This is a genomic window from Burkholderia sp. CpTa8-5 (assembly GCF_017815045.1).
GTDB lineage: Bacteria > Pseudomonadota > Gammaproteobacteria > Burkholderiales > Burkholderiaceae > Burkholderia > Burkholderia sola.
The window spans coordinates 227,576-240,460 of the sequence record NZ_JAGIQD010000001.1 but is presented as its reverse complement, the minus strand read 5'-3'; the positions used below and the strand labels follow the sequence as shown (position 1 = coordinate 240,460).

Here is a 12,885-nt window from a genome sequence, read left to right as displayed (position 1 = left end):
CGGGTTCCGTCTCTTTTTACCCATTGCGTAATTCATACGACGAATTCACAAAATGTCACAATCTTGTTCATTACCGATGACTTATATTCCTTAACCGTTTGTTTCAATCGCATCAAAAAGCAAACGTTTGCCTGCTCGCGAAGCCGACGTTTTCGGTTTCAACCGAGCAGGCCGATCATGATACCCGGGGGCACGCATGCGCATATTGGTTGTGGAGGACGATCCCGTTCAGGCGGAGGAAGTGCAAAGTGCACTCTCCCCCTTTTGCCACACGATCAAGGTCGTGGTCGACGGAGAGCAGGCGCTGCGTTACCTGCGATCCGAATCCGTCGACGCCGTCGTGCTCGATTGGCACTTGCCGAGCCTGACCGGCATCGAAGTCCTGAACTGGATCCGTACGCGTGCGGATGTCGAATACGGTGTGCTGTTCCTCACCAGCCGCGTGGACGAACTCGATGTCGTCAGGGCGCTGGAGGCCGGCGCCGACGACTATCTGAGCAAACCGTTCCGCGCCGAAGAGCTCGCCGCGCGGGTCAACGCGCTGTTGCGCCGCGTCGCGCGCAACGTGAGGCGCGACGAGCCGATCCGGGCGGGCGCGTACGTGCTGGACCCGGTGGAGCGCGCGGTCCGGCTTCGCGATGCCAAGATCGAATTGACGACGAAGGAATTTCAGCTCGTTGCATGCCTGTTTCAGAATCTCGGCAAGATCATGTCGCGCGAGTTGCTGGCAACCACGGCGTGGGGGCGCGAACTGGGAACAGAGTCGCGTTCGCTCGATACCCACATCTACAGGATTCGGCAAAAACTGAAGCTCGGGATCGAGAATGGCCTGCGCCTTTCCGCAATTTATACGCTCGGTTATCGACTGGATCAGATCAAGCCTTCCACCGAAGCTTCCGCCGACGTTCGCCGCGACGCGGGCATGCTGCTGGAAAGCCGCGTGTGAGTGTCGTTGCATGTGGGTGGCGCCTCCGGCAGGAGGCGCGGCTCCCGGCATGCTCCGACGTCATGCGCAGGCGCTTCGTTACGCGACAGAGCTGGCTTCCGAAGCGTTGGCAATCGCGTGGCGACGCCGCAACGGCATTGCCGATGCTGATCGTGCATTCACGCGCCACGACGAGTAGCGTGCGCCCGGAACCTGGTATCCGCTGACCGACGCCACCGATTCCGGTGCGCCGCTCGCCGACGCAAGAATCGCCCCGCATTCACTTCGCATTCCTATTCATTCGGAACACCGGCTGGCAACCGGCTCCCCGACGCCTTTCGACGTTTTTACACCGATTCGGGTCCGCGGCAGATCGGCCGTGCCATCTACGTGCGATCCCATGCAATCCATCGCAATGAGGCAGCGTCGTCACACGTTAACAATCCTTCAAAACGTGACAAATGTTTTCTTTTTGATTCGAAGGTCCTCTCCTAATATCTAGCATCACAAGGATCATGCAATTAAATACGCTTATATCGTTTATCCGATCATCGCCCCGTTACCCATAAATCGATGATCTTCGATTAAAAAAATCCATGCTGGATCGTACTGGCGACGCCATTAAAAAAACCTGATTTTCTCGCTTCAAGAATCGAGATCGCGCATTGAATTCTCAGATTGTTCTGCTTCCCCTATTACAGTAACGGCGGCCTGCCGCCGAGCAAGCACTTCTCACGCCGAGATATAGAAATGGAAAATCTCATGAAGCGATCCATGATCGACGCGGACGCGTGTCGTCGTCACGCGATCGACTTGCCCGGCCCGACGACGCGCCGGATTCGCCCCGCCCCGACTCGTGCCCGGCCCGACACATTCTCGTGGTCGCACATGCTCATTTCATTCCCGCAATAAATATGGATCAGACGCGCATACCGTGAATTTTATTTTCACAACACATTTAGTACCACTACCAAATCAAGCCTGATAGATCTTCTTATTTTATAGGGGTTGTCACGATGAAAAGAGTGCACAAGGTCATATGGAGCAAGGCGCGCGGGGCACTCGTCGCCGTGTCGGAAATCGATACGGGCGGCGGAAAAGGAAAACCGGGATCGTCGTCGGGCGCCGTTGACGAGCGCTGTGCGCCAGGTCGACCGAACCTGCGCGGCACGCGATGCGCAGCAGCAATCATGTCAGTGTTGCTCGGCGCAGCCACCCTACCCGAGCAGGCCATTGCGCAGTATCAGGCCGGACCGGGCGCGAGCGCCACCGGAACCGCAGCAACGGCGGTCGGCCCCAACACGGTCGCATCGGGCCCGGGAACCAGCGCATTCGGTCAAGCCGCGACGGCAACCAACAGCAGCTCGACAGCCATCGGCAGCAATAGCACGGCGAGCGGCATCGGTTCGAGCGCATTGGGACAACAGGCGCTGGCGACCGGCACCAACGCTTCCGCGATCGGTATCTGGTCAGCCGCGACTGCGGAAAACGCCAGTGCACTGGGCGATTTCTCGACGGCGTCCGGTGTCGGCAGCACGGCGTTAGGTGCGGGCGCCCGTTCGACCGCCGACCATGCCTTGGCCGCCGGACTGAATGCAACCGCGTCCGGCACGTCGTCGGTTTCCCTCGGCAACGCGTCGGTTGCCTCCAACAATTCCGCGACGACGCTCGGCGCCGGCGGTACCGCATCGGGCGACCACTCGACCGCGCTCGGGACGCTGGCGACCGCGGCCGGTAGCTACTCGATCGCCGCGGGCTTCGAATCGATCACCACCAACACCGCCGACGCCGGCATCGCGCTGGGTTCGGGCGCGTCGGTCAGCGGCGCGTCCGGCGTCGCGATCGGCGTCAACAGCGGCGCGTCGGGCGTCAACGCGGTCGCGCTCGGCCCGGGCGGCACAGCGGGCGTGCCCGGTTCCGGCACGCAGGCGACGGGCGCCCAGGCCGTATCCATCGGCTACAACGCGCTCGCGAGCAACACCTACGCACAGGCGTTCGGCAGCCAGGCGACGGCGAGCGGCACGAGTTCGATCGCGATCGGCAACACGGCCACGGCGTCCACCCTGTTCGGCATTGCGCTCGGCAACCTGGCGACGGCTTCCGGCATTTCCGGCGTCGCGCTGGGCGCCGGCGCGACCGCAGGCGGCGACAACTCGGTGGCCCTTGGCGTGAATGCCGGGGTATCGGCATACGGCGGCGTCGCGATCGGCACCGGCTCGCAAGCGCTGGCCGGTTCTACCGTCGCGTTCGGCGACACCAGCACGGTGGCCGCGGCCGCAGGCGCGGGTTCCATTGCCGGCGGTCACAACTCGCAGGTAAGCGGCGGCACCGGTGCGGTCGCACTCGGCGAAGGGCAGACCGCGAACGGTAACGGCGCGGTGGCGATCGGCGATCCGAACACGGCCACCGGCAACGGCGCGGTGGCCGTAGGCGCCAACAACACCGCGAACGGCAATGGCGCGATCGCGCTGGGCAATACGAACGTCGCGACCGGGCAGGGCTCCGTCGCGCTCGGCAACGCATCGCAGGCCAATGTCGCGGGCGCGATCGCGATCGGCGATTCGGCCAACGTCCAGGCCGCCGCAACCGGCGGCGTCGCGATCGGCTCGGGCGCGATCGCGAGCGTGGCCAACAGCGTCGCGCTCGGCGCGAATTCGTCGACCGTCGCCGCCACACCGACTTCGAGCGCGGTCATTGGCGGCGTGACCTACAACTTCGCGGGCGCCGCCCCCTCCGGCGTCGTGAGCGTCGGTGCGCCGGACGCGGAACGCCAGATCCAGAACGTCGCGGCCGGCCAATTGAGCGGCGCCAGCACCGACGCGGTCAACGGTTCGCAGTTGTTCGCGACCAACCAGCAAGTAACGGCGAACACGACCGCGATCTCGAACATCAACAATGGCGCAGGCATCAAGTACTTCCACGCGAACTCGACGCTGGCCGACAGTCAGGCGACCGGGACGGACAGCATCGCCGTCGGCCCTCAGGCAGTCGCGAGCGCGGCCAGCAGCCTCGCAGCCGGCACCGGCGCGCAGTCGAGCGCGGCGAACGGCGTGGCGCTCGGCGCGCAGACGGCCGTTTCGATAGCCGGCGGCGTCGCGATCGGTTCGGGCGCCGTATCGGATCGCGCCATCGCGGCCGGCAGCGGCACGATTCCGGCCGGCAGCCACACCGTCCCGTTCAATACGTCCGACGCGACGCTGCTGGGCGCCGTGTCGTTCGGCAGCGCGTCGGGCAACACGTACCGGCAACTGATCAACGTCGCCGACGGGACCGACGCGCACGATGCGGTCACGGTCCGGCAGTTGACCGGTGCGCTGCAATCGTTCGCCGTCACGCCGACGATGTACTTCCATGCCAACTCGACCGCCGCCGATTCGCTCGCGGTGGGCGCCGAGTCGATCGCGGTGGGGCCGACCACCGTCGTCAACGGAGACAACGGCGTCGGCATCGGCAACGGTGCGATCGTGCAGCAAACGGCGCCCGGCGGCGTCGCCATCGGCCAGGCCGCGAATTCCGGGCAGGCCGATGCCATCGCGCTGGGCAGCGGCGCGAACGCGACCGGGCCGCAATCGATCGCGCAAGGCGCGAACGCGGTTGCCAGCACGTCCGGCGGTATCGCGATCGGCTCAGGCGCGAACAGCAGCGCAGCCGACGCCATCGCTCTGGGCTCGGGCGCCAGCGCGAGCTTCGCGAACAGCATCGCGCTCGGCGCCGGCTCCGTCACGACGGTGGGCGCGCAGTCCAACTACATTGCATACGGCTTGAGCAGCCCACAGTCGTCGGCCGGCGAAATCAACATCGGCAACCGCAAGATCACCGGTCTCGCGGCCGGGTCGGCCGGCACCGACGCGGTCAACGTCAGCCAGCTCGACGCCGTCAACCAGAACCTGACGACGCTGATCCAGAACCTCAGCAATACCAACGGTGGTGGCGGCTTCCCGTCGACGCCGGGCTCGTCGACCCCGCCGGCATCGACGGGCTCGAACTCGTCGGCTGGCGGCAACGGCGCGGTCGCGTCCGGCTCGAACAGCACGGCGGTCGGCAACGGCTCGACCGCATCGGGCACCGGCTCGACGACGATCGGTGCGGGTTCGACGTCGTCCGGCAACGGCTCCGTGGCCATCGGCTCCGGCAGCAACGACGGCGGGCGCAACAACGTCGTGTCGATCGGCACGGCGACTTCGACGCGGCAGCTCACGAACGTCGCCGCCGGCACCGCCCCCACCGATGGCGTCAACGTCCAGCAACTGAATGCCGCGGTCGGCAACGCGAACGCGTACACCGACGCGAAGATCCAGTCGCTGCGACGCGACGCGGACGGCGGCACCGCGAGTGCGATGGCCGTCGCGGGCCTGCCGCAACCGTCCGGGCCCGGCAAGAGCATGGTCGCGATCGCCGGCAGCGTCTATCGCAGCCAGTCGGGACAGGCGATCGGCATCTCGACGATCTCCGAAAACAATCACTGGATCTATAAGGCCGCCATCACGACCAACACGCGCAACGACTACGGCGCCGTGATCGGCGCGGGTTATCAGTGGTGATGGCGGAATAAACGGCTGCACTGCAGCGATAGGCGGCGGCTGCGCGTAACGATCGATCGTTGCCGCAGCGCCTGATACGCGGCTCCTTATACGATGAGAGACTGATCATGAAAATCCAATGGGCACTTGCGCTGTCCGTCAGTGTGCTTTCCGTTGCATCCCTGCAAGGCTGTGCGACCAACGGGCCGCCCCGCTTCCCGGATCCGCAATCCGCCAGCCCGAAGGGTGGCACGTTCGTGAGCGTGGCGAACCTGCGTAACGTCGGGCCCGGCCTGAACAAGGACCAGATGTACGACCTGCTCGGCCCCCCTCACTTCAACGAGTGGTTCGTCGGCAGCCACACGTGGAACTACCTGTTCGACTTCCGCCGCGGCAACGAAGTCGTCTCGTGCCAGTACCAGGTGCGCTACGACGAGCACATGAAGGTGAGCAATACCTACTGGCGCGACCCCGCCTGTGCGGACTTCGTGCGTCCGCAATCCGCCGCGCCGGCAGCCGCGGCAGAGCCGCCGGCCGCACCGATCGAGCAATTCACGCTGCAGAGCGATGCGCTGTTCGCGTTCGGCCAATCGAGCCTCGAATCGATGCAGCCCGGCGGCCAGGCGCAACTCGACGATGCGGTCGAGCGGATCAAGCGCCACAAGGCGATCACGCGAATCGTCGTGGTCGGGCACACCGACCGGATCGGCACCCCCGCGGTGAATGACCCGCTGTCGCGCGCGCGGGCCCAAACGGTTCGCCGTTATCTGATCGCGCATGGCCTGGACGGCAACGTCATCGAGGCGGACGGCGTGGGATCGCGCGAACCCGTCACGCATTGCCCGCCCGGCCAGAGCCGCGCCGTGATCGCGTGCCTGCAGCCCGATCGCCGGGTCACGATCGCGGTCAGCGGCCGCGACTGACGGGCCGCGACGCGGGTGGCGTCATTCACGCGATGCCCGCGTGACAGGCGCCACCGTTGACCGACCGGCAAACCGGCAGCGCGCACCGGCTGGCGGCGACGCGCGCGTCGTGCTTCCCGGCAGCGCGCGCGGCATTCCGTTTCCCGCCGTATCGGCGCCGGGCCGGCACGATCGTGCGGCCGCCAACCGCCGTACCCGTGCAGAAAGCGCGCGACGCGGCACGACGGCACTTGATTCGAACACCTGAGCGACGAGCTACCAGCAATCCGGATGACGACGATGAGAAGGGTCGGGGTGTACGTGGATGGAAGCAGCATGGACGCGAATGGCGGCCACCTGATGCGATACGACGTGCTGCGCGCGCTCGCCGGTCGGGCCGGCGCCACGATTCAGCGGCTGCACGCGTACCTGAGTTTCGACGCGCGCCGCGCCGCGCGCTCCGCCGATTACGACGCGCGGATCAAGGGCTATCAGGCGGCGCTGCGCGACAAGGGATTCCGCGTCACGGTCAAGCCGCTCAGACACTTCGCCGACGAGGACGGCACCGAAACCGTCAAATCCAATTCGGATCTCGGCATGGCCATCGACGCGCTATCCGAATCGGACCGGCTCGACACCGTGCTCGTCGCCACCAGCGACGGCGATTTCGTCGAAGTCGTGCGCGCGCTGCAGAAGAAGGGATGCCGGGTCGAAGTCCTCGGTTTCGACAACGTGCCGCTCGAGTTGCGCGATGCGGCCGACCAGTTCATCAGCGGCTATCTGGTACCGGGCCTGCTGCCGGTCCGCGATGCGGCCGCCGGCTCGCCAGCCTGGGGCCAGGTCGGGTCCCGCGTGCGCGGCGTCTGCAACCGGTTCGAGCCGGACGACGGATACGGCTTCATCGCGTTCTGGGCCGCGTTGCCCGATACGCCGCTGCTTGCGGCAGCCGAGACCAGCCCTGCCTACTTTCGCGGCAGCAGTTTTCAGGATCCGTCGATCCTCGCCCGGCTGCCGTCCCGCAGCACGATCCTCGAATTCGACCTCGCAACGCCCGCGAAACACGCGGGCGCGCCGGAAGCGCGCCGGATCCAGATCGTGTCCGCTGCATAGCCGGCGATCGGTCGGCGGCGGCCGAATCAGCGGCGCATCAGTGCCCCAGCGCCGCGTCGTGATCGTGCTTCGACAGCAACATGAGGAAGGTCGTCCCTTCGCCGAGCGTCGAGCGGACCTGCAGCTTTCCGCCGAGCGAATCGACGACCGTCTTGACGAACGCCAGGCCCAGACCATGCCCGGACATCGACGCGCCGCCGTCCAGTTGCGTGAATTCGCGAAACAGCTTTTCCTGATCGCGCTCGGATATGCCGACGCCGTAATCGGTCACGGCGATCTTCACGTGCCGGTCCGTGGCCGACAGTTCCACGTCGACCGTGGAGGCTTCGCGACCGAACTTGATCGCGTTGCCGATCAGATTGACGAACGCCCGCCGCAGCAATTGCACGTCGGCGATCGTACTCAGCCCCGGCTCCGCCGTGAGATTGACGGTCGTCGATTTCGCACTCGCCTGCGGCAGCAGATCGTCGACGGCATCGCCGAGCACCAGCGCGGGATCGACCGCGGCCAGCTTCGGCGGCAGATTCTCGGCCCGGGCAAGAAAGAGAAAATCGTCGGACAGGCTGAGTGCGCGCGTCGCATACTGTGATACCAGTTCGGCGAAGCGCTGCGGCGTGTACCGCGACGGCTCCCGCTGAATCTGCGAAACGAGCGCGAGAATCGACGCCTGCGGAGACCGCATGTCATGCGACAGGAATCGCAGCGCCATGTCGCGCTGCCGCTCGGCCATCCGGACGGACGAGACGTCCGCGACATGAAAGACCAGCGCACGCTCGCCGTAGACGGACGGGCGGATCGGCGCGCACTTGATCAGCAGCGAACGACCGCACCGGGCATTGGCGATCTCGATCCCCTGATCGAGTTGGGATTTCGTCTGGGCCGACAGCGCGTCGCCGTCAGACCAGTGATCGAGCGACGTCAACGCCTGCGCGGCGAATTCATTCGCCCGATGCGAAGCGGTGATTTGAAACAGCACGTCCGAAACCGGACGCCCCACCGGCGCCCGCCCAGCCCCAGGATGCTCGTCGGGCTCCGCGCACCACGCGGCAATCCGCTGGTTCGCCAGCAGCACCACGCCGGCAGCCGACGCAATCAACGTCGCTTCCGGAAGACTGTCGACCCATGCGTCGATCAGCGCACGATAGCGACGTACCTGCGCATCCAGATTCGCAGTCCTCTCCAGTTGCCGCCGAACCGGGTCGATGTACGGCGCGGTGTTCGCCGATTCCGCATGCAGCGACGGATCGGCCGCCATCCGGTCGCCCAGGAGGCCGATGAAGCGCAACGACACTTCGGTACGCCGCCAGAACACCAGCAGGCAGGCGAGCACGCACATCAGCATGCCGATGGCGGGCGGCAGCGCCTCGCCGCCGACCGCGAACATCACATACGCGATCGCTGCAACCGCGCCTGTGACGGCGAACGACGCAACGAGGCCGGCGCGGGGACCGAACCGGTAGAGCAACGCGCAGATCACGCAGACGACGATCTCGTTGAACAGCAACGTCCATGCGAAACCCGTCTGGTGAAGCGGTACCGTCATGGCCAGCCCAGCCGATGCATTCGCTGTCGCGGCTGTGTCTCCGCTCGGCAGCGTGCCGGCCGACGACACGCCGGGCCGGCCGTGCCCGAGGTCGACCGCCGCGCGAATCAGGACCGCGCGGCCGCTCAGCCGGCTCGACGGCACCGCGCCGTCCAGCACATTGACGTACGAGTAGCGCTCGCAAGGCCCATTCCAGCGAAATGCAGCATCGCGCGCGCAGGCTTGGCCGGTATTGCCGACGTTGCCGGTCCCCGCCTCCATGCGTGCAGTGCCGTGGCTTGCCGTCTCGCCGGCTGCCCGGCGCCCGGCGCGCGTGCGCGCGGCGTCCCGCAAACCGGTCAGGTCGATACTGACGACTGCGACGCCACTTCCGGCAAGCCGCTCCATCATCCGTTCGCGTGTTTCGATGCTGAACGGCCAGTTGCCCAGACGCGCGGTCGTGCGTTCGTCGACCACGATCATCGCCAGCGGCTTGACGGGCCCGCGGCGAACCGACTGCGAAACGAATGCGAACCACGCGCGGTCGACACGATGCAACGCCTCTGTCGCCGTGAGCACCGCGCAGACCAGCACCAGCGCAAACGTCAGGCGTATCCAGTCGGTCGCACAATGCGCGGACACGTTCCCGGCCATCTGTCTGCCCTCGTCACATGAACGGCGCCGCCACAGCCCCAAAAATCTTCCGAACATGTCGATCAGATGATGCTCCATCGATATCGCATTGATCGGCATCTGCCATGCCTGCATCAAACACCGCAACCTACTTCAGACAGCGTTGACGGGCGCCGCAGGCGTCGGCCCCCCCTTCACCTGCCGATCGCCCGCCCTGCAGACCCACGCCGACGTACCGGGCCGATCGGCCAGCCACAATGAACCGGAATTTAAGATGTAGAAATTATACTGCAATTTTTATATGAATAATGTAAGGCATATATTGTAATTGCACTTGCATTCATTTCGAATTCGCGCCCGCCTTTCTCACCAGCAAAAATTACCGCCTCAATGCCATTTCCGTCATTTATTCGGATGATTCGTACCCGCCAGCGGCTGGCATACCCGCGGCGCAAGACCGACATCACCGAAATGATTAATGATTTGGATTTTCCAATATGGAAATACAATAACCGGATACGATTTTCACGAAATAACCGCCAACATAAATCTACAACCAATATACAAATCAATATACAAATCAATATACGAATTTACATTTGTTTGTTTTTCGCGAGTTGAAAATTTGCGTTCCGCTCAATAGAATCGATCAATCAGAGACATGCGGCCGACACTTCAATCGGCTTACCTGGACATTCATGAATTCCCCCTTTGCGTCCCCCGATCCGCTCGACGATGCCGAACGCGGACTTCGTCAGGACGAGTTCTTTTTCCTCCTGCAACCCAAGTTCGCACTCCGGGGGATTCGTCTGGCCGGGTTCGAATGTCTGATGCGCTGGCATCATCCGGCGCGCGGCATCCTGGAGCCGGCGTCGTTCATCAGCCTGATCGAGGATTCATGCCTGGCCACCCGCTTCACGGACCTGCTCACCCGGCGCGCGGCGCACCTGCTCGCGCAGTGGAAGGCAGCCGGTCGCGGCGAGTTGTCGCTCGCGATCAATCTGTCTCCGTCGGAGCTGGGCCACCCGGATTTTCCCGCGCAGCTTTCCGCGCTGCTGACGTCGCTCGCGCTCGAACCGGCTCGCGTCGAAATCGAGCTGACCGATGTCGTTCCGCCTGCCCGGCTCGACTGGCTCGTGGAGGCCATCCACGCGACGCAGGCAATCGGCGTGCGCGTCGCGCTGGACGACTTCGGCGCAGGCTTCAATTCGCTGACGCTGTTGCAGCAGTTGCCGGTGGATATCGTCAAGTTCGATCGCTCGCTGATCCGCGATGTCCTGCAGAACAGCGAATCCATGCGGGTCGTTGAAACCCTGGTGCAGATCGCGCAAGGTCATGGCAAGCATATCGTGATGACCGGCATCGAAACCGCCGAGCAGTTCGAGTGGGCTGGCACGCTGCCGGACGTCGACGGCCAAGGCTTCTACCTCGGCGAGCCGCTGCACGAAGCGGCGGTCGCGACGTTCATCACCGATTACCATGCGCGGATCCCCTCGTAGCCCTGCGTGCACCGGTCGCGCCATGGGCGACGGGTAGGCGCCATTCGTGCTTCAGGCTCGCGGCTGCATGCGTCATGCGCCGGGCCGGCATGCCGGACGCCGCAGCATCCCGGGATTCATCCAGAACATCGACGGCCATCTACGCTCCGATCGGGCTGTTTGTTCGCGCCGCCGTGTGCGACATGCAGCCAGCATAGAACGGCGGCCCGAGCGCTCAAAGTGAACTTTTGTCACTTTCGCGAGCATTTCCACAGCGCGCCCACATTTCGGGAAAGGCGCCGATCGGCCGCGCACCGGCGCGCGCCGGTGCGTCGCGCGTGAATCACCAGCGAATCAACGCCGAGCCCCACGTGAAGCCCGAGCCCATTGCGGGCGTCAGGACGAGGTCGTTCTCCTTGATGCGCCCGTCGGATACCGCTTCGCTGAGCGCGAGCGGAATCGACGCCGCCGACGTGTTGCCGTGTTTGCTGACGGTAAGCACGACCTTCTCCATCGGCAGATTCAACTTCGTGCCGACGGTTTGCACGATGCGCTGGTTCGCCTGATGCGGAACGATCCAGTCGACGTCGTCCCGGCTCAGGCCATTCGCCTCCAGCGCTTCCTGCGACGCGTCGGCGAGATTGACCACCGCATGCAGGAATACGTCGCGGCCCTCCAGATGCATCTTGCCGGCGCTCTGCGTCGACGACACCCCGCCGTCCGTGTGAATCTTGTCCCAGTACCGCCCGTCCGAATGCAGATGCGTGGAGAGCACGCCGCGCGGCTTGTCGCCTTCGCGCCGTTCGCCGCGCAACACCAGCGCGCCCGCACCGTCGCCGAACAGCACGCAGCTGTTGCGGTCCTGCCAGTCGACGATACGCGACATCGTTTCCGCGCCGATCACCAGCGCTGTGCGCGCCTGGCCGAGCCGGATCATGTTGTCGGCGACCGAAAGCGCGAAAACGAAACCGGAACAGACGGCCTGCACATCGAACGCGGCGCCGCGCGGCATGCCGATCGCCTCCTGAACGCGCACGGCCGTCGCGGGCATCGTGCGGTCCGGCGTGCAGGTCGCGAGCACGATGAGATCGACGTCCGTCGCGGCGATCCCGGCGTGACTCAGTGCGGCGCGGGCCGCGCCGATCGCGAGATCGGACGTGTTCTCGCCGGGCGCCGCGATCCTGCGCTCCTTGATGCCGGTGCGCTGCGTGATCCACTCGTCCGTGGTGTCGACCCTGAGCGCGATGTCATGATTCGTCATGCGGTGCTCGGGCAACGCGGAACCGCAGCCGACGACGCGCGACGTCCAGTGGCCCGCGCGATTGATTTCCACCATCTTCTGTACTCCGATCAAAGTCGATGACGCGCCGGCCGCCCGATGTCTCGAACCGGCGCCGTGGCGTTACCAGCTTCCGACGCTCGCGTCTTCGCCCGGCCTGGCGGCAGCGCTCGTGTCCTGCCGTTGCAGCGAGACGAGATGCTCGGCCAGCGCATTGAAGGTCGGATAGTCGTAAAGGACGGTATCGTCGATCTTGATGTTGAGACGCTCTTCGAGGAAGAACGCGAGTTCGACGGAATGCATCGAATCGAAACCGGCGTCGGCGAAAGTCTGTTCGAGATCGGTCGGCACCTGCAGATTGTTCGCTTCGGTCCACTCCTGGATCCACGCGAGAATGGTTGCGGCGGTGACCGTCGGCGCGTTGACGGTGGCGGCTTGAATGTGATCGCTCATGGCATCGATTCCTTGAAGTCGGGTTGAGAACGATGAAGGCGCGGCGGCGACGCCGCACCGGGA

The 12,885-nt window shown here is 64.9% G+C and carries 8 protein-coding genes; 5 read left to right on the top strand and 3 right to left on the bottom strand.

Annotated features, from left to right (window positions below; all coding sequences use genetic code 11):
• Positions 1–196: 196 nt before the first annotated feature.
• The 4 genes from J8I35_RS01095 (at position 197) to J8I35_RS01080 (ending at position 7,457) form a co-directional block, all read left to right on the top strand.
• Complete coding sequence (locus tag J8I35_RS01095) at positions 197–946, top strand: response regulator transcription factor (RefSeq protein ID WP_124555066.1); 750 nt, start codon at positions 197–199, stop codon at positions 944–946.
• A gap of 995 nt (positions 947–1,941) precedes the next feature.
• Positions 1,942–5,466 carry a YadA-like family protein gene (locus J8I35_RS01090; protein ID WP_209924240.1) on the top strand — a complete coding sequence of 1,175 codons (3,525 nt, stop codon included), beginning with the start codon at positions 1,942–1,944 and terminating at the stop codon, positions 5,464–5,466.
• 59 nt (positions 5,467–5,525) lie between these two features.
• The gene (locus J8I35_RS01085; protein ID WP_245170044.1) at positions 5,526–6,368 is read left to right on the top strand and encodes an OmpA family protein; all 843 of its coding nucleotides are present in this window, start codon (positions 5,526–5,528) and stop codon (positions 6,366–6,368) included.
• A gap of 270 nt (positions 6,369–6,638) precedes the next feature.
• A complete protein-coding gene (locus tag J8I35_RS01080) occupies positions 6,639–7,457 on the top strand; it encodes an NYN domain-containing protein (protein WP_124630080.1) in 819 nt (272 codons plus the stop codon).
• Positions 7,458–7,494: 37 nt separating this feature from the next.
• On the opposite strand, the gene J8I35_RS01075 is transcribed toward J8I35_RS01080, so the two are convergent.
• Complete coding sequence (locus J8I35_RS01075; protein WP_245170043.1) at positions 7,495–9,633, bottom strand: HAMP domain-containing sensor histidine kinase; 2,139 nt, start codon at positions 9,631–9,633, stop codon at positions 7,495–7,497.
• Between the two features lie 677 nt (positions 9,634–10,310).
• Between J8I35_RS01075 and J8I35_RS01070 the strand changes: the two genes are divergently transcribed.
• Positions 10,311–11,111 (top strand): EAL domain-containing protein, encoded by an 801-nt coding sequence (locus tag J8I35_RS01070; RefSeq protein ID WP_209924239.1) that lies wholly within the window; start codon positions 10,311–10,313, stop codon positions 11,109–11,111.
• 322 nt (positions 11,112–11,433) lie between these two features.
• Here the strand turns inward: J8I35_RS01070 and J8I35_RS01065 are convergent, their stop codons facing one another.
• Positions 11,434–12,426 carry a beta-ketoacyl-ACP synthase III gene (locus tag J8I35_RS01065; RefSeq protein ID WP_089490075.1) on the bottom strand — a complete coding sequence of 331 codons (993 nt, stop codon included), beginning with the start codon at positions 12,424–12,426 and terminating at the stop codon, positions 11,434–11,436.
• Between the two features lie 66 nt (positions 12,427–12,492).
• Positions 12,493–12,822, bottom strand: a complete 330-nt coding sequence (locus tag J8I35_RS01060; protein ID WP_050013525.1) for an acyl carrier protein — start codon at positions 12,820–12,822, stop codon at positions 12,493–12,495.
• Positions 12,823–12,885 lie beyond the last annotated feature (63 nt).